This window comes from Jiella flava (assembly GCF_017349315.1).
Taxonomy (GTDB): domain Bacteria; phylum Pseudomonadota; class Alphaproteobacteria; order Rhizobiales; family Rhizobiaceae; genus Jiella; species Jiella flava.
Genome location: NZ_JAFMPP010000018.1, coordinates 37,481 through 60,587 on the forward strand (window position 1 = coordinate 37,481; position 23,107 = coordinate 60,587).

At 66.7% G+C, this 23,107-nt stretch carries 17 protein-coding genes; 16 read left to right on the top strand and 1 reads right to left on the bottom strand.

Annotated features, from left to right (window positions below; all coding sequences use genetic code 11):
- Positions 1-63: 63 nt before the first annotated feature.
- The 16 genes from J1C48_RS16665 (at position 64) to J1C48_RS16740 (ending at position 21,704) form a co-directional block, all read left to right on the top strand.
- Positions 64-1,620 carry a sugar ABC transporter ATP-binding protein gene (locus J1C48_RS16665; protein WP_231081867.1) on the top strand — a complete coding sequence of 519 codons (1,557 nt, stop codon included), beginning with the start codon at positions 64-66 and terminating at the stop codon, positions 1,618-1,620.
- Positions 1,617-3,731 carry an ABC transporter permease gene (locus J1C48_RS16670; RefSeq protein ID WP_207259138.1) on the top strand — a complete coding sequence of 705 codons (2,115 nt, stop codon included), beginning with the start codon at positions 1,617-1,619 and terminating at the stop codon, positions 3,729-3,731. Before J1C48_RS16665 ends, J1C48_RS16670 begins: the two co-directional genes overlap by 4 nt.
- A 39-nt stretch (positions 3,732-3,770) precedes the next feature.
- Positions 3,771-4,541: an SDR family oxidoreductase gene (locus tag J1C48_RS16675; RefSeq protein ID WP_207259169.1), complete on the top strand. Its 771-nt coding sequence runs from the start codon at positions 3,771-3,773 to the stop codon at positions 4,539-4,541.
- The gene (locus J1C48_RS16680; protein ID WP_207259139.1) at positions 4,541-5,500 is read left to right on the top strand and encodes a 3-hydroxyacyl-CoA dehydrogenase; all 960 of its coding nucleotides are present in this window, start codon (positions 4,541-4,543) and stop codon (positions 5,498-5,500) included. Before J1C48_RS16675 ends, J1C48_RS16680 begins: the two co-directional genes overlap by 1 nt.
- Before the next feature lie 21 nt (positions 5,501-5,521).
- Positions 5,522-6,469 (top strand): 3,5-dioxohexanoate:acetyl-CoA acetone transferase, encoded by a 948-nt coding sequence (gene kce / locus J1C48_RS16685; protein WP_207259140.1) that lies wholly within the window; start codon positions 5,522-5,524, stop codon positions 6,467-6,469.
- A 133-nt stretch (positions 6,470-6,602) separates the two neighbouring features.
- Positions 6,603-7,481, top strand: coding sequence for an SMP-30/gluconolactonase/LRE family protein (locus J1C48_RS16690; RefSeq protein WP_207259141.1), 879 nt, complete (start codon positions 6,603-6,605; stop codon positions 7,479-7,481).
- Positions 7,482-7,973: 492 nt separating this feature from the next.
- Positions 7,974-9,227 (top strand): sarcosine oxidase subunit beta family protein, encoded by a 1,254-nt coding sequence (locus tag J1C48_RS16695; protein WP_207259142.1) that lies wholly within the window; start codon positions 7,974-7,976, stop codon positions 9,225-9,227.
- 34 nt (positions 9,228-9,261) lie between these two features.
- Positions 9,262-9,558 carry a sarcosine oxidase subunit delta gene (locus J1C48_RS16700; RefSeq protein ID WP_207259143.1) on the top strand — a complete coding sequence of 99 codons (297 nt, stop codon included), beginning with the start codon at positions 9,262-9,264 and terminating at the stop codon, positions 9,556-9,558.
- Positions 9,559-9,569: 11 nt separating this feature from the next.
- Positions 9,570-12,575, top strand: coding sequence for a sarcosine oxidase subunit alpha family protein (locus J1C48_RS16705; protein ID WP_207259144.1), 3,006 nt, complete (start codon positions 9,570-9,572; stop codon positions 12,573-12,575).
- Positions 12,568-13,140, top strand: coding sequence for a sarcosine oxidase subunit gamma (locus J1C48_RS16710; RefSeq protein WP_207259145.1), 573 nt, complete (start codon positions 12,568-12,570; stop codon positions 13,138-13,140). The genes J1C48_RS16705 and J1C48_RS16710 overlap by 8 nt, the downstream gene beginning before the upstream one ends.
- Before the next feature lie 98 nt (positions 13,141-13,238).
- Positions 13,239-14,498 carry an aromatic ring-hydroxylating oxygenase subunit alpha gene (locus J1C48_RS16715; protein WP_425523519.1) on the top strand — a complete coding sequence of 420 codons (1,260 nt, stop codon included), beginning with the start codon at positions 13,239-13,241 and terminating at the stop codon, positions 14,496-14,498.
- A 15-nt stretch (positions 14,499-14,513) separates the two neighbouring features.
- Positions 14,514-15,644 (top strand): FAD-binding oxidoreductase, encoded by a 1,131-nt coding sequence (locus tag J1C48_RS16720; protein WP_207259147.1) that lies wholly within the window; start codon positions 14,514-14,516, stop codon positions 15,642-15,644.
- Positions 15,645-15,783: 139 nt separating this feature from the next.
- Entirely contained in the window at positions 15,784-17,853 is a 2,070-nt protein-coding gene (locus J1C48_RS16725) for an NADH:flavin oxidoreductase (RefSeq protein ID WP_207259148.1), read from the top strand.
- A 55-nt stretch (positions 17,854-17,908) separates the two neighbouring features.
- On the top strand, positions 17,909-19,843 hold the full coding sequence (locus J1C48_RS16730; RefSeq protein ID WP_207259149.1) for a DUF3483 domain-containing protein: 1,935 nt from the start codon (positions 17,909-17,911) through the stop codon (positions 19,841-19,843).
- The gene (locus tag J1C48_RS16735; protein WP_207259150.1) at positions 19,840-20,964 is read left to right on the top strand and encodes an electron transfer flavoprotein subunit alpha/FixB family protein; all 1,125 of its coding nucleotides are present in this window, start codon (positions 19,840-19,842) and stop codon (positions 20,962-20,964) included. The genes J1C48_RS16730 and J1C48_RS16735 overlap by 4 nt, the downstream gene beginning before the upstream one ends.
- Positions 20,961-21,704, top strand: coding sequence for an adenine nucleotide alpha hydrolase family protein (locus tag J1C48_RS16740; protein WP_207259151.1), 744 nt, complete (start codon positions 20,961-20,963; stop codon positions 21,702-21,704). The genes J1C48_RS16735 and J1C48_RS16740 overlap by 4 nt, the downstream gene beginning before the upstream one ends.
- 8 nt (positions 21,705-21,712) lie before the next feature.
- On the opposite strand, the gene J1C48_RS16745 is transcribed toward J1C48_RS16740, so the two are convergent.
- Positions 21,713-23,011: a D-amino acid dehydrogenase gene (locus J1C48_RS16745; RefSeq protein ID WP_207259152.1), complete on the bottom strand. Its 1,299-nt coding sequence runs from the start codon at positions 23,009-23,011 to the stop codon at positions 21,713-21,715.
- Positions 23,012-23,107 lie beyond the last annotated feature (96 nt).

Here is a 23,107-nt window from a genome sequence, read left to right on the forward strand (position 1 = left end):
CTCATGACCCCGCCGGTGCCTCGCTCGGGGCGCCGGATCGTCCTGGTCAGAAAGGCAGATCACGTGACCCTTCGCGAAGCCCCCTCGGCCGTCTCTCTGGATGCCGTGTCGAAATCGTTCGGCGCGACGAAGGCCGTCTCGGACGTGACCTTCTCCGTCGCGCCCGGCACGGTCCATGCGCTGCTCGGCGAGAACGGCGCCGGCAAATCGACGACGATGAAGCTCCTCTCCGGCCTGATCGCGCCGGATACTGGACGCCTTCTCGTCGACGGCGCGCCGGTCCAGTTCCACTCCCCGCGTGATGCTCATCGTGTCGGGATCCAGACGGCGTTCCAGGAACTGACCCTCGTGCGGGACCTCAGCGTGCTCGACAACATGCTGCTGCCGAAAGCCCCGGCCGGGCTTCTCGGGCTGTTGAAGCGCCGCGCCATGGCGGAAAGAGTGGCGGACCATTTCGATCGCCTGGGTCTTCAGACCGACCTTTACGCAGAGACCGGGCGCCTTGATCTTGCCGAGCGCCAGAAAATCGAGATCGCCCGCGCGCTGTTCCGCGAGCCGCGCGTCCTGCTCCTCGACGAGCCGACCTCGGCGCTCGCCGGCAGCGACGTCAAATGGCTCGGCGAGATCATCGCCGAGGCCCGCGCGCGCGGCGTCACCGTCCTGTTCATTTCGCATCGCATGCCGGAGGTGCGGGACTTCTGCGAGACGATGACGATCCTGCGCAACGGCCGGCACATCGCCACGGGCCGGGTCGGCGACTTCACCGACGAGGCCGTCGTCGAAATGATCATCGGACGCTCGCTCGACCAGACCTTTCCGGCCCGGCCACAACGAAGCCTGCGCGAACCCCCGGCACCGGTCCTGGAAACCCGCGATCTTGCGGCCGGACCGAAGCTCAAGGCAGCAAATATCGCGCTTCGGCCCGGCGAGATCCTCGGCGTTGCCGGACTGCAGGGCATGGGACAGCGCGAGCTGTTTTCGGCCTGCTTCGGCGCGATTCCCGTCGACGCCGGCGAGATCCGCGTCGACGGGCGCGCCGTTCACCTGTCGTCGCCGGCCGACGCTCTTCATCCCTCGCTGCGGATCGGGCTGCTGCCCGAGGAGCGCAAGACCGAGGGGTTGTTCCTGAAGCTCGACGGCACCACCAATGCCAGCCTGCCGGTGATCGAGCGCTTCACCCGCCACGGCCTCATCGACGGGGCCGCCGAGCAGGCCGCGGCGCAGAAGGTCTTCGCCACCGTCGACGTCTCGCCCGTCGCCGCCTTCACCGAGGCCGGCGCCTTCTCGGGCGGCAATCAGCAGAAGATCGCGATTGCCAAATGGCTGGTCGCCGAAAGCCGTATTCTTTTGCTCTTCGATCCGACGCGAGGCATCGACGTCGGGACCAAGCACCAGCTTTACGGACTGATGCGCGCCTTCGCCGACGCCGGTGGCGCGGTGCTGTTCCACTCGACCGAGATCCCCGAACTCGTCAACCTCTCGGACCGCGTGATCGTCCTCTATGAGGGGGCCATCGTCGCGCAACTGGAGACCGACGAGATCGACGAGCTTACCATCATGAACGCCGCGCTGGGTTCGGCTCATCAGCCGGACGCGGCAAGGACAAGGGCTTCCGCATGACCGGCTCCGCAACGACTCTTTCCGCCGGCAGGGCGCAGCTACCAGTTCGGAGATCCGCCAGCCGCGGTCCCGTCCAGCGTTGGTTGGCCCGCAACCGCGCACCGCTCGTCGCCGCCCTCGTCTTCGCCGCCCTGTTCGGCTTCGTCGACTGGATCACGCCGGGCGCGCTCACCTATTTCGATGTTGCCTTCCAGGCGAGCGGCGGCACGCCGCTGGCGCTGGCGGCCATGGGCCAGACCCTCGTCGTCATTTCCGGCGGCTTCGACCTCTCCGCCGGCGCCGTGATCTCGCTGGTCAACGCCGTGCTCGCGGCGAATATGGACCCGGCGCAGATGCAAGCCTCGCCGCTTCTGTGGACCCTCGTCGGGATCGGCACCGGCATGGCGGTCGGCGCCTTCAACGGTATTTTTGTCGCCTTCCTGCGCCTCCAGCCGATCGTCGTCACCCTGTCCACCATGTTCATCGTGCAGGGCCTGACACTTTTGATCCTGCCGCAGCCGGGGGGCTTCATTTCGCCGTCGCTCGGCTCGTTCTATATGGGCGACGCGATCAGCGGGCTTGTCCCCGCCTCGCTCGTGCTGCTCGGGCTCGTCGCGCTGTTCTGGCTCTGGCTGAAGAACACCGGCTTCGGCGTCGCACTCTACGCCGTCGGCAGCGATCCGGCGACGGCCACCTCGACCGGTGTGCGCACGACCCTGGTGCGCTTCGGCAGCTATGTGATTGCCGGCGGTTTTTACGGCCTCGCCGGAACCTTCGTCAGCGCCCAGACCGGATCGGGCGATCCGCTCGTCGGCAATTCCCTGCTTCTGCAGATGTTTGCGGCGGTCGTGATCGGCGGAACGCGGCTCGGCGGCGGCAAGGGCGGTCTCGTCGGCACGGTCTTCGGCGCCTTCGTCCTGATGAGTGTCGTCAATATCCTGCTCGCCCTCAACGTCTCGGCCTATTTCTCTACGATCGCGGAAGGGGCGGTGCTTCTGGCGGCTGTGCTCGTCGGCTCGCTCAGCAAGGATTCGGTCCTGAGCGAGCAGCTCGCCGGGCTTCGGGGCAGCCTCAAAGCCCGACGCGCCGGCACCCACGTCTCCCAGCGCCCAAAGACCGACCGCAAACTCGCTTTCGTTGATGCGCACGGGCGCGGGCGTCCGGCTGGCGACAACGTCGTCGCGCCAGGGTTCTTCACCCGGAACGGTCAGACGCTACGCTACGCCCTGCCGGCCTGGATCGGCCTCGTCCTTGTTCTCATCGCCACCCAGGTCGTCCTCGGCAGTTCGCTCGGCAGCTGGAGCTTCTGGAACTCGCTGCTGGTGCTCTCGACCTTTCTCACCATTCTGGCGCTGGGCCAAGGCTCGGTCATCCTAACGGGCGGCCTCGACCTGTCCGTGCCTTGGACCATCGGCCTGTCCGGAATTCTCCTCGCGGGCATCGTCCAGGGCTCGGATGCGGCGTTGCTCTATGCCGTTCCCGCGGTTCTCGGCCTTGCAGCGCTGATCGGTCTCTTCAATGGCCTCGGCGTGGTCGCCCTCGGCCTCTCGCCCATCGTGGTGACCCTTGCGGCCAACGGCATCCTTCAGGGAGCAGCGCTGCTGTATTCCGGCGGCACCCCGGCCGGCTTCGCCTCGCCGCTTCTGCGCTGGATGATGACAGGCCATATCGGCGGCGTCACGCCGGTGCTGCTCTTCCTGGCAATCGTCATCGTTGCCGGCACGCTCCTGCTCGGCCGCACAGCCTTCGGACGGCGGGTCTACGCGGTCGGAAACAGTCTGGATGCGGCGCGCCTCTCAGGTATTCAGACCGGATCGGTGATCGTCGGCGTCTATGTCGTCTCGGCGATCTGCGCAGCACTCGTCGGCATCCTTTTGACCGGCTTCTCGGGTCAAGCCAGCCTCGGCATGGGCGATGACTATCTGCTGCCCTCGATCGCCGTCGTCGTGGTGGGCGGTGCGCTGATCACCGGCGGGCGCGGCCACTTCCTCGGCATGGTCGGCGGCGCGCTGCTTCTCACCGCGCTGCAGACGCTGCTTGCCGGCACCACGCTTCCCTATGCCTTCCGTGCCATCTTCTTCGGCTGCGTCGTCCTCGCCGCCGTTCTTGCCCTGCGCGATAAGAGGAACTGAACCGTGTCAGCCACATCCCCCCATCCGAAACCAGACATCATGGCCGGGCTTTCTGGACAGCGCATCGTCGTCACCGCCGGTGCCGGCGGAATCGGCCTCGCCATCGCGCAGCTGCTGCACGCCTATGGCTGCCGGATCGCCTTCTGCGACGTCTCCGACGAGGCTCTCGCGACGGCCTCCGCCGAACTGCCAGGCGCCTTCGCGATGCGGGCCGACGTCTCGTCGGAGACGGAGATGGAGTGCTTCTTCACGGCCGCACTGGATAAGCTTGGCGGGCTCGACGCCCTCATCAACAATGCCGGCATCGCCGGTCCGACCGGGGGCGTCGAGGCCATCTCCCCGTCCGACTGGCGCCGCTGCATCGACATCAATCTGACCGGCCAGTTCCTTTGCGCCCATCTCGCCGTCCCGCATCTGAAGGCTGCCGGCGGCGGCTCGATCGTCAACATGTCCTCCTCCGCCGGCCGCCACGGCTATGCCTTCCGCACCCCGTATTCGGCGGCAAAGTTCGGCATCATCGGCTTCACTCAGAGCCTCGCCAAGGAACTCGGGCCCGACAATATCCGCGTCAACGCCATCCTGCCCGGCATCGTCGCGGGGCCACGCATGGAGGGGGTGATCCGCGCCCGTGCCGATCAGGTCGGCGTCTCCTTCGAGGAGATGGAGGCGCGCTACCTCCAGACCATCTCACTGCGGCGGATGGTGACGCCACAGGATGTCGCCGCATCGGTCGCCTTCCTCCTGTCTGACGCCGGCCGCAACCTGTCGGCCATGTCGTTCAATGTCGACGGCAACGTGGAGACACTGTGATGGCTACCTCAGGAACCACCGTCGCGGTCGTCGGAGCGGGCCTGATCGGCCGCGCCTGGGCGATCACCTTCGCGCGCGCCGGCTGCATCGTACGCCTCTGGGATCCGGATCCCCAGGCTGCGCCTCGCGCAGGCGACTTTGTCCGCACCGTCGCCGAGGATCTCGCGGCCAGCGATCTGCTCGGCGGCTTGAGTGTCGACGCCGTGCTCGCCGCCTTGCGGCCGGTCCAGACCTTGGAAGAGGCGCTCGATAGTGTCGCCTGGGTTCAGGAATGCGGGCCGGAAAAGATCGCGGTGAAGCGCGAAACCTTCGCCCGCCTCGACGCCCTGGCAGCGCCGGAGGCGATCCTGGCCTCGTCGTCCTCCGCACTCTTGCCCTCGGCGATCGCCGGTGGTCTCGCCGGGGCCCACCGATGCGTCGTCGCCCATCCGATCAACCCGCCCTATCTGGTGCCCGCCGTCGAACTCGTTCCGTCGGCCGCAACCTCGCTCGACACAATGCGGCGCGGCGAAGCCTTCCTCAAGGCGATCGGCCAGGTGCCGCTGGTGATGGCCCGCGAGATCGATGGTTTCATCATGAACCGCCTGCAAGGGGCACTTCTCGAGGAGGCGTTCCGCCTTGTCGCCGGTGGCTATGCCAGCCCGCAGGACGTTGATCGCGGCATCGCGGACGGCCTCGCCTTGCGCTGGAGCTTCATCGGGCCCTTCGAGACCATCGATCTCAATGCACCCGGCGGCGTCGCCGACTATGTCGCTCGCTACCAGCCGCTCTATGCGGGCCTGTTCGAACAGATGCGCGAGCGGGTCGACTGGGCGGGTCCCGTGCTGGACACCGTCGTTTCGGCCCGGCGCGCAGCGCTCGCCGAGAGCGAGCTTGCCGAGCGGCAGGTCTGGCGCGACCGCCGGCTGATGGCGCTGCGGGCTCACAAACGCAACGCCGACGAAGACATCGGCCGCTGAGGCGGCAAGGAGGAGAACCCCATGGCCACGACCAGTCATCTGCCGCAGGGCAAGGTCATCATCACCTGCGCCGTCACCGGCGCGATCCACACGCCCACCATGTCGCCGCATCTGCCGATCACCCCGGACGAGATCGCGGCGGATGCGATCGGCGCAGCGGATGCGGGCGCGGCGATCCTGCACCTTCACGCCCGCAATCCCGAGAACGGCCGGCCCGACCAGACGCCGGAGGCCTTCGCGCGCTTCCTGCCACGGGTGAAGCAGGGCACCAAGGCGGCGATCAACATCACCACCGGCGGCAGCCCCTATATGAAGGTCGAGGAGCGCGTCCTGCCGGCGGCGACCTTCAAGCCGGAGGTCGCCTCGCTCAACATGGGCTCGATCAATTTCGGCCTCTATCACCTCGCGCCGAAATACGAGACCTTCAAATTCGACTGGGAGAAGCCGCATCTGGAGGCGACGCGCGATCTGGTCTTCCGCAATTCCTTCAAGGATATCGAGTACATCCTCGAAACCTGCTACGGCAACGGCACGCGCTTCGAGTTCGAGTGCTACGATATCGCCCATCTCTACAATCTCGCCCATTTCGCCGATCGCGGCCTGGTCAAGGCACCGTTCTTCGTCCAGTCGGTCTTCGGCCTGCTCGGCGGCATCGGCACCCATCCGGAAGACGTCATCCACATGAAGCGGACAGCCGATCGACTGTTCGGCGATCAGTTCCGCTGGTCGGTGCTGGGAGCCGGATCCTCGCAACTGCGGATCGCGGCGCAGGCCGCTGCCATGGGCGGCAATGTCCGGGTTGGCCTCGAGGATTCGCTCTGGGCCGGCAAGGGCAAGCTCGCGACCTCCAGCGCCGAGCAGGTGCGAATGGTGCGCCAGATTATCGAAGGCCTCGGCCTGTCGATCGCGACGCCCGACGAGGCGCGCAGCATTTTGGAGCTGAAGGGCGGCGACCGGGTCGGCTTCTAGAGCATGATGTTGCGACGTCGCATGACGTCTCGGATCACATCATGCGGCAAAACAATGGCTTGGAGCGGAATGACGATTCCGGTTCATCGCATCCCGCTTTAAAGAAGCAGGACCGCTTACGGGAGGAACGACAATGCGCATCGACGTGCTTTTGGACGTCAAGACGACGCTCGGCGAAGGCCCGCTTTGGGATGCCGAACAGGAGCGGCTCTATTTCATCGACAGCTTCGATGGCCGGGTCTTTCGCACCACCGTCGACGGCCGCGAAATCCGCGCCTGGGACGTGCCGGCCAAGATCGGTTCCATGGCGCTGAGAAAGGACGGCAACGGCGCCGTGGTGTCGCTGCAGACGGGCTTTCACGCCCTCGACTTTGCGACCGGCGACTGCGACCTGATCCATGATCCCGAGCCCGACCGCCCGAACAACCGCATCAATGACGGCAAGGTCGACCGGCACGGCCGGTTCTTCTCCGGCTCGATGGATACGATGGAGGAAGGCCCCTTCGGTGCCCTCTATCGCCTCGACCCCGACTTTTCCGTTACGACAATCGACACGGGCATTATCTGCTCCAACGGGCCCTGCTTTGCGCCCGACGATCGCACCTTCTACTTCAACGACACCTGGGGCGGTGAGATCTGGTCCTATGACTATGATATCGAGACCGGCGCGGCGACGAACCGGCGGGCCTTCGCCAAGGTCGACATGAGCGGCGGCGGCGCGGCCGACGGCTCGACGGTGGATGCCGAGGGCTACCTGTGGAACGCGCTCGTCTACGACGGCAAGCTCGTGCGTTACACGCCCGACGGCAGCGTCGATCGGGTGATCGAGATGCCCGTGAAGAAGGTGACGAGCGTCATGTTCGGCGGTCCGAATCTCGACATCCTCTTCGTCACCTCGATGGCCAAGCCGCCCTTGCCGCGCTTTCCGGATGACGGCGTTTTGAGGGGCAGCCTCTTCGCCATTCACGACCTCGGCATCAAGGGGCTGCCGGAGCCACGCTTCGGCGCCTGAACCGGACGGCAACAGGCCCGGCGAGGCGAAAAGGGCGCCATCGTCGATGACGATGCGGCGGGACGACGGATGCAGCCGCCGACGGCGCTCTGAGCGCCCGCGCCGGAACGGGCCGCGTCCCTGCGAGGGGCCGGCCCGTCGCACGTGACAGCACAACGACGACCCGACGCAAAATGGTGCCGGAGATGCGGGCGTCAGCGATCGCGCGCAACCGCAACCGACAGGACGAAGTGACCGGCCGGTTGCTTTCCGCTCGCCGCGAATTCGATCTCTGATCGGGCTGACGGGCTCTTTACGAGAGCGACGCCGTCATGCGCGCGCTGGGACAAGCCGCTCGAAAATATCGATCATTTCCCGCCCTTGCCGCATTTCAGCGCAGGCCCGAAAAAACGTCATCGATGTCGCTTTTGAAATGTTCTATTTCGCATTTACGTTAGTCAAAAAACTGTCACTCTGCGCATTGTTCGCCATGGTTAGCGAAGGTCGAATGCCATGCGCCGGTTCTCACTCACGTCGCTTCTGAAGGAAGCCGCCTCGGGACATCAGGGCTGGAAGCGCCAATGGCGCGCGCCGGAGCCGAAAAAAGAATACGACGTCGTCATCGTCGGTGGTGGCGGCCATGGCCTGGCGACGGCCTATTACCTCGCCACCGTTCATGGCGTGACCAAAGTCGCGGTGCTGGAAAAGGGCTGGATCGGTGGCGGCAACACCGGCCGCAACACCACCATCGTGCGCTCGAACTATCTGTTCGACGAGTCGGCCGCACTTTACGAACATGCGATGAAGCTCTGGGAGGGCCTGTCCCAGGAGCTGAACTACAATGTGATGTTCTCCCAGCGCGGCGTCTTGATGCTGGTGCACAACCACCACGACGTCATTTCCTTCAAGCGCCACGTCTATGCCAACCGGCTGAATGGCATCGACAACGAGTGGCTGACGCCGGAGGAATGCAAGGAATTCTGCCCGCCGCTGTCGATTTCTCCGGATCTCCGCTATCCGGTGCTTGGCGGCGCGCTGCAGAGGCGCGGCGGCACTGCGCGCCACGACGCCGTCGCCTGGGGCTATGCCCGCGGGGCCGACGCGCGCGGCGTCGACATCATCCAGAACTGCGAAGTGCTCGGGCTGCGGCGCACGTCGGACGGCGCCGTTGCCGGCGTCGAGACCAGCCGCGGCTTCATCGGCGCCAAGCGCGTCGGCGTCGTCGCCGCCGGCCACACCGGCGTGGTGATGAGCCGCTTCGGCTTGAAAATGCCGGTCGAGAGCGTGCCGCTGCAGGCGCTGGTCTCCGAGCCGGTCAAGCCGGTGTTTCCCTGCGTCGTCATGTCCAACGCCGTCCACGCCTACATCTCCCAGTCGGACAAGGGCGAGTTGGTGATCGGCGCCGGCACCGATCAATATGTCTCCTATTCTCAGCAAGGCGGCATCCAGATCGTCAGTCACACCCTCGACGCGATCTGCGAACTGTTCCCGCAATTTACCCGGATGCGCATGCTGCGCTCCTGGGGCGGCATCGTCGACGTCACCCCCGATCGCTCGCCGATCCTCGGCAAGACGCCGATCCCCGGGCTGTTCGTCAATTGCGGCTGGGGCACCGGCGGCTTCAAGGCGACGCCCGGCTCGGGTCATGTCTTCGCCCACACGCTGGCGACCGGCGAGCCGCATCCGATCAACGCGCCGTTCAGCCTCGATCGCTTCCGCACCGGCCGATTGATCGACGAGGCCGCCGCCGCGGCCGTCGCGCACTGACAGCCTCTTTTTCGTTTCGTCGGAGTTAACAACGATGCTCCTGATCCGATGCCCTTATTGCGGCGAACGCCCCGAGACCGAGTTCCACTGCGGCGGCGAAGCGCATATCGCCCGGCCCGACACCCCGGCCGATATCAGCGATGCTGATTGGGGTTCCTTCCTCTATACCCGCACCAATCCCAAGGGCCTGCATGCCGAGCGCTGGCTGCACGCCCATGGCTGCGGCCGCTGGTTCAACGCGTTGCGCGACACCGTCAGCGATGCCTTCGTGACCACCTACGAAATGGGCACCCCACGCCCCGATCCCATTTCTGAAACCGCCAAGGCCTGAGGCACGCGACCATGAGCCAGCCCTTTCGCCGCGCCTCCGGCGGCCGGATCGACCGCAACCGCCCCTTGACGGTGAGCTTCAACGGCAAGACCCTCGAAGGCTTTGCCGGCGACACTGTCGCCTCGATGCTCCTGGCATCGGGTCAACATCTGGCCGGCCGCTCGTTCAAATATCACCGTCCGCGCGGCATTCTTTCCCACGGCTCGGACGAGCCAAGCGCGCTCCTTTCGGTTGACTGGCGCCACGATCGCGGCCCCGGCTACCGTGACCCGAACAACCGGGCGAGCGTCGTCGAGGCGCGCGACGGGCTGGTGGTAAAGACCCAGAACCATTGGCCTTCGCTTGCGCTCGATATCGGTGCGGTCAACGACCTGTTGTCGCCGATCTTCGTCGCCGGCTTCTACTACAAGACCTTCATGTGGCCGAAGCGGTTCTGGGACAAGGTCTATGAGCCGATCATCCGCAAGGCGGCGGGCCTTGGCGAGGCGCCGGAATATCCCGACCCCGACCATTATGCCAACCGCCACGCCCATGCCGACGTGCTGATCGTCGGCGCCGGGCCGGCCGGCCTTGCCGCCGCCCTCACCGCCTCGGCCGACGCGTCGAAGCGGGTGATCCTCGCTGATGAGGGCGCCGAGCCCGGCGGCGCGCTGTTGAACGACCTCACCTCGACCATCGACGGCCAGCCGGCGATGGATTGGGTTGAAGACGCTGTGGCGACGCTCGACGGGCGCGAAAACGTCATCCTGCTGCCGCGCACGACGGGATTCGGCTACTACAATCACAACCATGTCTGCCTGGTCGAGCGGGTCAGCGACCACCGCGCCGACGCGCCCGAGGGGCTTGCCCGCGAGCGGCTGTGGCAGGTGCGGGCGCGGCAGGTGGTACTGGCGACCGGCAGCCATGAGCGGCCGCTGGTCTTCGAGAACAACGACAAGCCCGGCGTCATGCTCGCCGAGAGCCTGCGCGCCTACGTCAATCGCTGGGCGGTCCTTCCCGGCGACGCGCTGATCGTCGTCACCGCCGCAGCCTCGGCCTATCGGACCGCCCTCGACGCCAAAGCGGCCGGCATGCGGGTGGAGATCGTCGACATCCGGCTGGGAGCCGATTGCGGACCAGAACTCGCTGCCGCAAGGGACGCCGGCATCACAGTGCGCACCGGCCATACGGTGATCCGGGCGCTCGGCGGCAACCGCGTCGGCGCCCTGGTCGTCGCGCCGATCGGCACCGACGGGTCGATCGGGCCGAAGCTCACCCTCGACTGCGACTGTGTCGCCATGTCCGGCGGCTGGACGCCGTCGGTGCATCTCTTCTCCCAGTCGCGCGGCAAGCTCGCCTTCGACACCGAGATCGACGCTTTCGTGCCGGACAAGTCGGTCCAGGCCGAACGCTCGGCCGGCGCCTGCCGCGGCCTTTACGATCTTGGCGCTGTCCTCGCCGACGGCTTTGCGGCCGGCAGCGACGCGATCGGCGGGGCCGCTTCGCCACAGCCGGTCGAGGCCAGCGCCGCCTTCACCGGCTTCCAGCCGGTGCGGGTGCTGCCGAGCGATGCCGACCCGTCGCGCATCAAGGCCTTCGTCGATTTCCAGAACGACGTGACGGTCAAGGACATCAAGCTCGCCGTGCGCGAGGGCTTTGAGTCGATCGAGCACGTCAAGCGCTACACCACCACCGGCATGGCGACGGACCAGGGCAAGACCTCGAACATGAACGCCCTCGGCCTCGTCGCCGGCATCTTGAACCGGCCGATCCCGGCGGTCGGCACCACCACCTTCCGGCCGCCCTATACGCCGGTGAGCTTCGGCGCCCTGATCGGGCCGGCGCGGAACGAGCTGTTCGACCCGGTGCGCAAGACGCCGATCGACGGCTGGGCGGCGCAAAACGGCGCGGTGTTCGAGCCGGTCGGCCTGTGGCGGCGCGCCCGCTATTTCCCGCAGGCCGGCGAGGATATGCAGGCGGCGCTCGCCCGCGAAACCAAGGCGGTGCGCAGCACGGTCGGCATCTTCGACGCCTCCACCCTCGGCAAGATCGAGGTCGTCGGCCCGGATGCCGCCGAATTCATGAACCGCATCTACACCAACGCCTGGAACAAGCTGAAGACCGGCGGCTGCCGCTACGGGCTGATGCTGCGCGAGGACGGATTCGTCTATGACGACGGCGTCGTCGCGCGTCTGGCCGAGAATCGCTTCCACGTGACCACCACCACCGGCGGCGCGCCACGGGTGCTGCGCCACATGGAGGACTATCTCCAGACCGAATGGCCGGATCTCGACGTCTTTTTGACCTCGATCACCGAGCAATGGGCGGTGATCGCCCTGCAGGGGCCGAAGGCGCGCGACGTCCTTGAGCCCTTCGTCAGCGAGATCGAGCTGTCGGAGACCGCCTTCCCGCATATGACGGTCAAGACCGGCTCTGTCTGCGGCGTGCCCTGCCGGCTGTTCCGCGTCTCCTTTACCGGCGAGCTCGGCTATGAGGTCAACGTTCCGGCCGACTACGGCGAGGCGGTCTGGACGACGCTGTTCAACGCCGGCCAGAAGCATGGCATCACCCCCTATGGCACCGAGGCGATGCATGTTTTGCGGGCCGAGGTCGGCTATATCGTCGTCGGCCAGGAGACCGACGGCACCGCGACGCCCGACGATGTCGGCCTCTCCGGCCTCGTCTCCAAGGTGAAGCCGGACTTCGTCGGCAAGCGCTCGCTGTCGCGGCCGGACATGGTGGCCGCCGGGCGCCGCCAACTCGTCGGCCTGTTGACCAAGGATCCGAACGAGGTGCTCGACGAGGGCGCGCAGGTGGTCAAAGATCCGGGCCAGCCGATCCCGATGAAGATGATCGGCCACGTCACCTCCAGCTACCGATCGGAAAATTGCGGCCGCTCGATCGCCATGGCGATGATCGACGACGGTCGCGCGCGGATCGGCGAAACCGTCTTCGCGACGACGCCGACGGGCTTCACCGAGGCGGTGATCGCGCCTGCAGTATTCTACGAGGTGAAGGGAGAAACCGCCGATGCTTGACGTCAATCTCGCCAGCCGCGCGCCGGCGCTTGCGCCGCGATCGAGCGACGCCGGCGTGACCGTTGCCCCGCTTGGGCCGCAAGGCCGCCTGTCGCTGCGGATAAAGCCGGCCGCGCTTGGCGACGACACCGCCATCGACGGCTTCGACCTGTCTGGGCCAATCAATTCGCGGCGCAGCGCCGGCGATGGCGCCGCCACGCGCACCGCCCTTCGTCTCGGCCCGGACGAGTGGATGCTGCTCTGCCCCGCCGACGACGTCGAGGAGCGCAGCGAAGCCCTCGCAGCGGCGCTCAATGACACAGCGCATTCGCTGGTCGACGTGTCCCATCGCGACGTCAGCTTCGTCGTCGCGGGAGCCGAGGCCGATAGCGTCATCAATGCCGGCTGCCCGATCGACCTTGCGCTCGCCGCCTTTCCGGTCGGCGCGGCGACGCGCACCCTTCTCGGCAAGGCCGAGATCGTCCTGACGCGGCTCGCCGAGGATCGCTTCACGGTCACCAGCTGGCGGTCCTTCGCGCCTTACGTTCAGGGCTTCCTGGTCGAGGCCGCCCGCCACCAACTGTAAGACAGCGGCCCGTTTGCGGGCCGGCATCAACAACGTTCCGATCAACAGGGGCGCGGCCGGCGCCGGCATCTCCCGGCCCTTGAAAAGGGTGCAGCATGATGAACGACCTCGTCGCCCGCCTGACCCATCGCAAGAAGGGCTATACGCTCGACACGCCCTTCTATACGGATCCGGAGATCTTCGACGTCGACATGGACGTGATCTTCTCCCGCCACTGGCTGTTCGTCGGCGTCGAGCCGGACGTGCCGGAGCCGGGCGACGTCATGGTCGTCGACATCGGCAAGAACTCGGTTGCCATCCTGCGCGACGACGACGGCGAAGTCCGCGCCTTCCACAATGTCTGCCGCCATCGCGGCGCGCGGCTCGTTCATGACGAGAAGACCACCGTCGGCAATCTCGTCTGCCGCTATCACTCCTGGGTCTACGGCACGACCGGCAAGCTCATCCACGCCGAGCATATGGGCGAGGATTTCGACAAATCCTGCCACGGCCTGAAACCGGTCCATATCCGCTCGCTGGAGGGCCTGCTCTTTATCTGCCTTGCCGACACCCCGCCGCAGGATTTCGACGAGCTGGAGCGGGTCATGGCGCCCTATCTCGCCCCGCACAATCTGCGCGAGACCAAGGTGGCCTATCAGCACGATCTGATCGAGCCGGGCAACTGGAAGCTGACGATGGAGAACAACCGCGAGTGCTATCACTGCGGCGCGAACCATCCCGAACTGACCATCCCGCTGTTCGCCTACGGCTTCGGCTTTGCGCCCGAGGAACTCGACGAGAGCGAGCGCGAACATGCGGCGCAATATGCCTGCATGCTGAAGAACAATCATGCCGGCTGGGAGGCGAGCGGCCTGCCCTCGCGCGAGGTCGACCGGCTCGACGACATGGTCACCGGCTTTCGCACCGAGCGCCTGCCGCTCGCCGGTGACGGTGAGAGCCACACCATGGACACCAAGCGCGCCTGCAAGAAATTGATGGGCGACCTCACCAATGCCAAGGCCGGCGCTCTGCATTTCTGGACCCAGCCGAATTCCTGGCACCATTTCATGGGTGACCACGCGGTGGTGTTCTCGGTGCTGCCGCTCGATGCCGAACGCTCGCTGCTGCGCACCAAATGGCTGGTCCACAAGGACGCGGTCGAAGGCGTCGACTACGATCTCGACAATCTGATCGGCGTCTGGATGGCGACCAACCAGCAGGACTCTGATCTCGTCGGCTATTGCCAGCAAGGCGTCCAGTCCGACGGCTATGTGCCGGGGCCCTATTCGCCCCACACCGAGATGCTCGTCGAAAAATTCGTCAACTGGTATGTCGGCCGGATGCTGTCGCATCTCGCCGAGACCCGGGCCGCGGCCTGAGAGGGGCCGATTGCGATGGATGCTCCCGCCCCGAACGCCGCCAATGCGAAGGCTCAGACCGTCGGCCCCGTGCCCACCGGCTATTATCGCTGGGAGCCGGAAGAGGACGACGTCCTCATCTGCCGCGCCGTGCGCGAGGAGACCCATGACGTCAAGACCTTCGTCTTCGCGCCGCGTCACAAGCGCCAATTCGAATTCGTCTCGGGTCAGTTCCTGACCTTCGAATTCGAGATCGACGGCGCCACCATCCATCGCTGCTACACCATCTCCTCGCCGCCGACCCGGCCCGACACCGTCTCGATCACCGTCAAGCGGGTGCCGAACGGGCCGGTGTCGAACTGGCTGCATGACGCCTTCCAGCCGGGCATGATGCTGAAAGCCACGGTGCCGATGGGCGAGTTCTCCTGGTCGGGCATGCAGGCGACCCAATATCTCTTCATCTCAGGCGGCTCGGGCATCACCCCGATGATGTCGATGACGCGCTCGGCCTTCGACCTCGCGCTGATTTCCGACATCGCCTTCGTCCACGCCGCCCGCTCGCCGGCCGACATCATCTTTCGCGACGAGCTCGACTTCATGAGCCGCCGCAACCGCTCGATCCGGCCGACCTTCATCGTCGAGAAGGACGGCCCGCGCGACGCCTGGAGCGGTTATCGCGGCCGCTTCGACGACTCCAAACTGGCGATGATCTGCCCGGATTTTCGCGACCGCGTGGTGTTCGTCTGCGGCCCCGCGCCGTTCATGCGGGCGGTCAAGACAACGCTGAAGGAAGCCGGCTTCGACATGAGCCGCTACCACCAGGAAAGCTTCAACTTCGACGATTTCACCGAGGAGGCGCAGGAGCAGATCGCCGATGCGGCGGAGGAGATCGATTCCGGCGTCAAGGTCTTCCAGCTCGAATTCACCAAGACCGGCCGCACCATCGAATGTCCGGAAGGCCTGACGGTGATGGAAGCGGCCCGGCGCGCCGGCATGCGCCTGCCTTCCTCCTGCTCCAAGGGCCTGTGCGGCACCTGCAAGTCGAAGCTCGTCTCCGGCGCGGTCGACATGAAGCATGGCGGCGGCATCCGCCAGCGCGAGATCGACGCCGGCATGGCGCTTCTGTGCTGCTCCAAGCCCAAGACCGACCTCGTCATCGAGCGGTGAGCGACATGGCGCGGCTGACGGCTTCCTTATCCCGCGCCGCCGCGACGCTTGCCGTCGACACCGCCTCTCGGCCAATCGCCGCACACCGGCCGAACCGTCTCGCCACCGCCAGCACCCCATCCCGGGAGGGCCCACAGCCATGATCGCCAATGCCGACGCTCTCCTGAAGCCGCTGACCATCAAGGGGCTGACGATCCGCAATCGGGTGATGTCGACCAGCCATGCGCCGTCCTACGGCAAGGACGGCAAGCCGCAGGAGCGCTATCAGCTTTATCACGAGGAAAAGGCCAAGGGCGGCATCGGCCTGACGATGTTCGGCGGCTCGTCCTCGGTGTCGGTCGACAGTCCGGCAGCGCCTTGGAACCAGATCTCGGTTGCCGACGATTCCGTCGTGCCGTTCTTTCGGGAATTTTCCGGGCGCATCCACCGCCACGGCGCCAAGCTGATGATCCAGCTCACCCATATGGGCCGGCGCACCAAGTGGGATACCGAGCACTGGTTACCGGTGAAATCGCCCTCAGTGACCCGTGAGCCGGCCTCGCGGGCGATGGCCAAAGCGCTGGAGCAGGAGGAAATCGACCGCATCGTCGCCGATTTCGCGGCCGCCGCGAAGCGGTGCCAAGAGGGGGGCCTCGACGGCTGCGAGATTTCCGCCGCCCATGGCCATCTGGTCGATCAGTTCTGGTCGCCGCATTCCAACAAACGCAGCGACAAATATGGCGGCAGCCTCGACAACCGCATGCGCTTCGGCATCGAGGTGCTGACCGCGATGCGCGCGGCCGTCGGCGACGACTTCGTCATCGGCATCCGCATGTCCGGCGACGAGATGCTGAAGGGCGGGCTGTCCCACGAAGACTGCGTGGCGATCGCCGCGGACTATGCCGGGCGCGGCCTCGTCGACTTCCTGAACATCATGGGCGGCCAGGCCCGCGATCACATCGCCCATGCCGTGTCGCTGCCGAACATGTCGTTCCCGGTCGCGCCCTTCCTCGCTTTGCCTTCGGCGATCAAGCGCGAGGTCGACGTGCCGATCTTCCACGCTCAGCGGGTGACGGATCTCGCCACCGGTGCGCGGGCCGTCGCCGAGGGCCATGTCGACATGATCGCCATGACCCGGGCCCACATCGCCGATCCGCATCTCGTCAAGAAGCTGTCGGAGGGCCGCGCCGACGATATCCGCCAATGCGTCGGCGCCGGCTACTGCATCGACCGCATCTATGTCGGCGGCGATGCCTTGTGCATCCAGAATGCCGCCACCGGCCGCGAAGCGACCATGCCGCATGTCATCAAAAAGGCGGCGGCGACAAAGACCGCCGTGGTGATCGGCGGCGGCGTCGGCGGGTTGGAGGCGGCGCGGGTGCTCGCCGAGCGCGGCCATCAGGTGACGCTGTTCGAAAAGTCCGACCGCCTCGGTGGCCAGGTGAACCTCGCTTCGAAGGCCACTTGGCGCGAAGCGTTGTCGGGCATTCCGCGCTGGCTTACCGGCCAAGTGCAAAAGCTCGGCGTCGACATCCGCCTGAATACCGAGGCAAACGAGGCCGAGATCGCCGCGCTGGCCCCCGACATCGTCATCGTCGCGACCGGCGGCCTGCCGCAAAAGGGCGAGGCCAGCGGCTTCGACCATGCGGTCACCACCTGGGATGTCCTCGAAGGCCGCTCCGAGCCGTCGGGCAGCGTGCTGCTTTACGACGAGATCGGCGGCCACAACGCCGCCTCCACCGCCGAGCACCTCGCCAAGAAGGGCTGCCTCGTCGAGATCGTCACCCACGACCGGATGATCGGCGAGGAGATCGGCCCGACCAATCAGCCGGTCCATCTGCGCGAACTCTACAAGCTCGGCGTGCTGATGACGCCGAATGCCGAGCTGATCGAGATCTATCCGGAAGGCAATCGGCTGATCGCGGCTTTGCGCAACACCATGACCGACGCAGAGGAAGAACGGGTGGTCGATTCGGTGGTCGTCGACTACGGCACGCAGCCGGTCGACGGGCTGCATTTTAAGCTGAAGGACAAGGCCAAGAACAAGGGCCTCACCGATCTCAAGGCCCTGATCGACGGCCGACCACAGCCCTTCGAGACCAATGGCGCCGCGCCCCGGGGCGAAGGGAGGGCCGGCGGCTACACGCTCTATCGCATCGGCGATGCCGTCGCCGGCCGCAACATCCACGCCGCGATCTACGACGCGCTGCGCCTGTGCAAGGATCTGTGACGATGGCGCGGGCAGAACGCCGCGTGTCGCATCGGTGGGACGGGAGCCGTCGCCGATGACCGCCACCTTCCTGCCCTGGATCGTGGTGCTGATGATCGCCGTCGCCGGCGTACAGATCGGCCGGCGACTGAGGCTGTGGCGGCGCGGCCAGCCGGCGCCGGTCGATTGGCTTGGCGGGCTGAGGGCGCTGCCGAAGCGCTATCTCGTCGACGTCCACCATGTCGTCGAGCGCGATCGCGCCGCCGCCAAGATGCATGTGCCACTCGCCGGCGGCTTGGTTGCCGCCTGCGGCTTCCTGCTCATCGGCCTCGTAACCGGGCTCACCGCCTGGCGCTTCTTCTGGGCGCTCGTGACCCTCGCCTTTCTGGCGATGACCGCCGGCGCGCTCCTTGAAATCCGCCGGCGCTATCCGCGCCGACTCGCCCGGCTGTCCGGTGGATCGTGGCAGACGTTCCCCTTCGCCCTGATCGCCTTCGCGATCGCCAGCGGGCTGAGTGCGCTGTTCGCGACCTTTGGTAACGCGCTGCCGGCGTTGGAGCTGTTGACGCTGATCTTAGCCGCCGTCGGCGGTGTCGCGCTTGCCGCGACCGCGGCTGAAGGCCCGATGCGCCATGCCCTTGCCGGCGCGACCCATCTCGTCGTCCATCCGCGGCCTCAGCGTTTCGGCGGCGGGCGTTCCACGGAGCTGAAGCCGCTCGATCTCGATGCCGAAAAGCTTGGCACGGAAACACCGGCGGATTTTGCCTGGAACCGGCTCGTCGCCTTCGACGCCTGCGTCCAATGCGGGCGCTGTGAAGCCGCCTGCCCGGCCTTTGCCGCCGGCCAGCCCTTGAGCCCAAAACATCTGATCGCCGATCTCGCAGCGGCCAGCGCCGGCGGCGAGCGGCCGCCCTATCACGGCAATCCCTATCCGAACGCCCGCCCGGTCGGCGGCAGAATCGGGCTCCATGCGCCGATCGTTTCGGCCGAGGGCGTGATCCATCCCGACACGCTGTGGTCCTGCACCACCTGCCGGGCCTGCGTCGAGGAATGCCCGATGATGATCGAGCATGTCGATACGATCATCGATCTTCGGCGCTTCCAGACGCAGGAACGCGGCGCCATCCCGCTGAAGGCCGAGGAGCCGCTGGCCAATTTTCGCGGCTGCGACGAGCCGAACGGCCGAGTGCTCGCCGAGCGCACGGATTTTGCCGCCGGGCTCAAGCTTCCTGTCATCGCCGCGGGCGGACAGACCGACGTCTTGCTCTGGCTCGGCCAGGCCGCCTTCGATCTGCGTGGCCAGCGCACGCTGACGGCGCTGATCCGGATCCTCACCGCAGCGAAGGTGGATATCGCGGTGCTGGGCGCCGACGAACGCGATTGCGGCGATCTCGCCCGCCGGCTCGGCGATGAAGCAACCTTCCAGCGGCTGGCCAGCGCCAATGTCGCGGCGCTCGCCTCGGTTCGTTTCAGGCGCATCCTGACCGCCGACCCGCATGCCTTGCATGTCCTTCGCAACGAATATCCGGCCTTCGGCGGCACCTATGAGGTGGTGCATCACACCGCCTTTCTCGCCGAGCTCGCAGCGGCGGGGCGGATCCCCCTTTCTCCTCTTGCCGGCCGCTCGATCACCTATCACGATCCCTGCTATCTCGGCCGCTACAACGGCGAGGTCGAGGCGCCGCGCAGGCTGCTCGACGCATTGGGTCTGGAGCGCCACGAGATGGCCCGTTCCGGCAAACGCGCGATGTGCTGCGGCGGTGGTGGCGGCGCGCCGGTGGCCGACATTCCCGGCGACACCCGCATTCCCGATCTGCGCATGGCCCAGGCGGCAGAGACCGGGGCAAAAACCGTCGCTGTCGCCTGCCCGCAATGCGCGGCTATGCTGGAGGGTGTGACCGGCGAGCGACCGGTGGTGAAGGACGTCGCCGAACTTTTCCTGGAGGCGATCGAGGCGGCCGCCATGCGCCCCGCTGAAGCGGTCCGGGCCCTTGAGGTTGAACCCGCATGAGCCGGCCACGCAGAGATCCACGTGCCGAGCGCCAGAGCCACGATGTCGGCGCCACCGGATCGCGCCCGCGCTACGATCGCTCGCAGCCGCTGCCAGGTCGGGCCGGAGTGCCCCCCATCGTCGCTCCTGCTCGCAGCGGCATGACCACGCAGCCGCAGCCGGCCAAACCCGAACTTCGCATCGTCGACGAACCAGCCTTTTTGGTCTTCGCCGTCGTCGAGGCGCCGGGCGGCCGACTGAGCCGCTTCGACCGCCAGGTGCTCGGCGCCGCCCGGCTCCTTGCCGATGCCGGCGATGGCGGCGCCGGTGTCGTCGCCATCGCATCGCATTCGGTCGAAGGGCTCGGCGAGGCGGGCGCCGACCGTGTCCTTTTGTTTACGGCGGAGGCAATGCCCGGCACCGTGGCGAAAGCGCTGCGCCAAACCGTCGATGCCCTTTCGCCACGCCATGTTTTGTTCGCAGAGACCGGCGACAGCGCCGATCTGGCCCGCCGTCTCGCCATCGCCCTCGACGAGCCGCTGCTTGCCAATGTCGAGCATCTGACATCGCGCCAGGCGGTGCGCGCGATCCGCAACGGCCGCGCCGAGATCGCCGCCACCCCGCCGCGCCTGATCAGCCTGGGCGAGGACCGGATAAAGCCCTACGAGGCAGCGCCTTGCGAGGCGCGGGCACTCGCGCTCGACACGGCGCCCCACAATGACGACCCGGCGATTCTCTCGGTCGAATTCATCCCGGGAGATCCGGCGAGCCTCGCCCTCAGCGAGACCGATTTCGTCGTCTCCGCCGGCAATGGCGTCAGCGACTTCGCGGCCTTTCGCGATCTTGCCACACATCTCAGGGCGACGCCCGGCGCCAGCCGCGTCGTCTGCGACGCCGGGCTGATGCCCCGTGCCGCACAGGTCGGTGCATCGGGCACGGTGCTGTCGGCCGATTGCTATTTCGCCCTCGGCATCTCCGGGGCGCCGCAGCACCTGCAGGGCATTGCCGGCTGCGAGCATGTGATCGCCGTCAACACCGATCTGCATGCGGCAATGATCGAGCGGGCGGGCCTTGCCATCGTCCAGGACGCTCAGTTGGTGATGCCGGCGCTGCTCCAGCTGTTACGCGGGGGCGAGCGGTGAAAACCACGGTGCTCCTCTCGCATGCCCGTCATCCGGTCTCGGATCGTCCTCAGCTCTCGCGGCTGGAAGCCCAGGCGATCGCGCTGGCGGCCGAAGTCGACGAAGCGCCCTCAGGCCTCCATGCCGGCCGGAACGAGACCGGCGTTGTGGCGGCGCTCGGCCATGGCCTGACCGCACTCGACCGTCTCGACCTTGCGGACACGACCGATCCGCTGTCGGCGCTGGCCGCGTTTCTGACTCGGCAGCGTTTCGACCTCATTCTCGCCGGCCGACGCGGCGAAGGCGGCCATGAGACCGGCCTTCTGCCCTACCGTCTGGCTGCGATCCTCGGCCTGCCGATCCTTGCCGATGCGGTCGCGATCACGCCCGGAGCAGCGGTCGAAACGCTCGTGGTCGATCAGGCGATGGCTAAAGGCGCGCGACGCCGGGTGACGATCCGCCTGCCGGCGATCGTCACGGTGCATCCGCTGGCGCCGCCGCCACGCCCCTTCGCCTACGGTCCGATGCGACGCGGCACCATCCGCCGTCATCCCGTCGATGGATCGGCCAACGCGGCCGACCTCGATACCGCCGAGGAACGGCCCCACCGGCTGCGGCCGAAGCTGATGCGTCAGAGCGCCGGTCAGGCGGCCGGGGCCAATCTGTATGTCGACCCCACCCCCGAAGAGGCCGCGCGGCTGATCCTGGCTTATCTCGAAGCCAACGGCATCCGCCGCTACGGCCCACTCAACGACCGCTGAAACCCTGCTCAGGCGCCGTTGGCGGCCAGCGGGCCGTGCGCTTCGGCGCGCGCCCCTTGCACCGGGCGAGACCGGCGCGCTTGAGCGGCCTCGACCTCACCGGCAATCATCTCGGCGGTGATGGCCGACAGCGTCCAGCCGAGATGGCCGTGGCCGGTATTGTAGAACACGCCGGGCCGACGGCCCGCCCGCACGCGCGGCATCATGTTCGGCATCATCGGCCTGAGGCCCGCCCACGGGACCACCGAGGCGGTCGACGCGCCCGGGAAGCGCAGACGGCACCAATCGATCAGCGGGCGGATGCGGTCGTTGCGGATATCCCGGTTCTCGCCGGTGAACTCGGCTGTGCCCGCTATGCGCAACCGGTCATCGCCGAGGCGCGAGGTGACGATCTTGGCGTGGTCATCAAGAATGCTGACCCGCGGCGCTGCGGCCTGGCTCTCGGCATCGGACAGATTGACGGTGATCGAATAGCCCTTGACCGGATAGACATTCACCCGGTCGCCGAGCTGTGCCGCAAATTTGCGGCTGGCAACACCGGCGCAAACGACGATCGCGTCGAAATGATCGCGGCTCGCCTCGCCGGTGGTCCCGGCCTTGCGCCACATCACATCGACGCCGTCCCCGCCGCGCGCGCGCAGTTTGGTCACGTCGGCGGCGAAATTCAGCTTGGCGCCGTGGCGGCGGCACGCCTCGGCGAGGTTGCGGGTGTATTTGTGGATGTCGCCGGTAAAATCCGACTCGGTGAAGAAGCCGCCGATGAATTGGCCGTGAATCGTCGGCTCGATCGCCGCAATCTCGTCCGACGTAACGGCGATGCGTTTCAGCCCGCCGCGCTCCAAGAGCCGGTTGACCTTCGCGGCGTGTTCGAATTCGCGCTGTTCTTCATAGACATGCAGGATGCCGCGCTTTTCGATGTCGAAGCTGAAGCCCTCGCGATCGGCCATGGCGAGGAGATGCTCGCGCGCCTCAATGGCCAGTCGGGTGGTGGCGATGGTGTTCTGTTCGTAATTGCGCGCCGCGAGCACGAACTCAGCCATCCAGGACAGCTTATGCCAGCTCGGCTTCGGATTGACCAAGAGCGGGGCATCCTTGGTGAGCATCCACTTGATGCCCTTCAAGACGGTCGAAGGCTGATTCCACACCTCGGCATTGGAGGCCGAAAGCTGACCGCCATTGGCAAACGAGGTTTCCATCGCCGCGTAGGGGTGGCGATCGAAGACAGTAACGTCGAAGCCACGGGCGAGCAGCTTATAGGCGGTGGTGATACCGGTGATGCCGGCGCCGATGACGGCGATCGAGGACATGACGAGCCTTTCTTCCCGCGATCAACGCAGGGTCCATGCTGCCCCCCCCGTCATGAGCCTGAGAGCTTCACGGAAGCGCGGGTGCATTCCCGGTTC

Excerpts from the sequence above, each read along its gene's own strand:
- J1C48_RS16710 (WP_207259145.1), top strand. The coding sequence starts at position 12,568 with ATGCTTGACGTCAATCTCGCCAGCCGCGCGCCGGCGCTTGCGCCGCGA.
- J1C48_RS16705 (WP_207259144.1), top strand. The coding sequence starts at position 9,570 with ATGAGCCAGCCCTTTCGCCGCGCCTCCGGCGGCCGGATCGACCGCAAC.
- J1C48_RS16735 (WP_207259150.1), top strand. The coding sequence starts at position 19,840 with ATGAGCCGGCCACGCAGAGATCCACGTGCCGAGCGCCAGAGCCACGAT.
- J1C48_RS16690 (WP_207259141.1), top strand. The coding sequence starts at position 6,603 with ATGCGCATCGACGTGCTTTTGGACGTCAAGACGACGCTCGGCGAAGGC.
- J1C48_RS16670 (WP_207259138.1), top strand. The coding sequence starts at position 1,617 with ATGACCGGCTCCGCAACGACTCTTTCCGCCGGCAGGGCGCAGCTACCA.
- J1C48_RS16725 (WP_207259148.1), top strand. The coding sequence starts at position 15,784 with ATGATCGCCAATGCCGACGCTCTCCTGAAGCCGCTGACCATCAAGGGG.
- J1C48_RS16720 (WP_207259147.1), top strand. The coding sequence starts at position 14,514 with ATGGATGCTCCCGCCCCGAACGCCGCCAATGCGAAGGCTCAGACCGTC.
- J1C48_RS16745 (WP_207259152.1), bottom strand. The coding sequence starts at position 23,011 with ATGTCCTCGATCGCCGTCATCGGCGCCGGCATCACCGGTATCACCACC.
- J1C48_RS16695 (WP_207259142.1), top strand. The coding sequence starts at position 7,974 with ATGCGCCGGTTCTCACTCACGTCGCTTCTGAAGGAAGCCGCCTCGGGA.
- J1C48_RS16675 (WP_207259169.1), top strand. The coding sequence starts at position 3,771 with ATGGCCGGGCTTTCTGGACAGCGCATCGTCGTCACCGCCGGTGCCGGC.
- J1C48_RS16680 (WP_207259139.1), top strand. The coding sequence starts at position 4,541 with ATGGCTACCTCAGGAACCACCGTCGCGGTCGTCGGAGCGGGCCTGATC.
- kce (WP_207259140.1), top strand. The coding sequence starts at position 5,522 with ATGGCCACGACCAGTCATCTGCCGCAGGGCAAGGTCATCATCACCTGC.
- J1C48_RS16700 (WP_207259143.1), top strand. The coding sequence starts at position 9,262 with ATGCTCCTGATCCGATGCCCTTATTGCGGCGAACGCCCCGAGACCGAG.
- J1C48_RS16730 (WP_207259149.1), top strand. The coding sequence starts at position 17,909 with ATGACCGCCACCTTCCTGCCCTGGATCGTGGTGCTGATGATCGCCGTC.
- J1C48_RS16715 (WP_425523519.1), top strand. The coding sequence starts at position 13,239 with ATGAACGACCTCGTCGCCCGCCTGACCCATCGCAAGAAGGGCTATACG.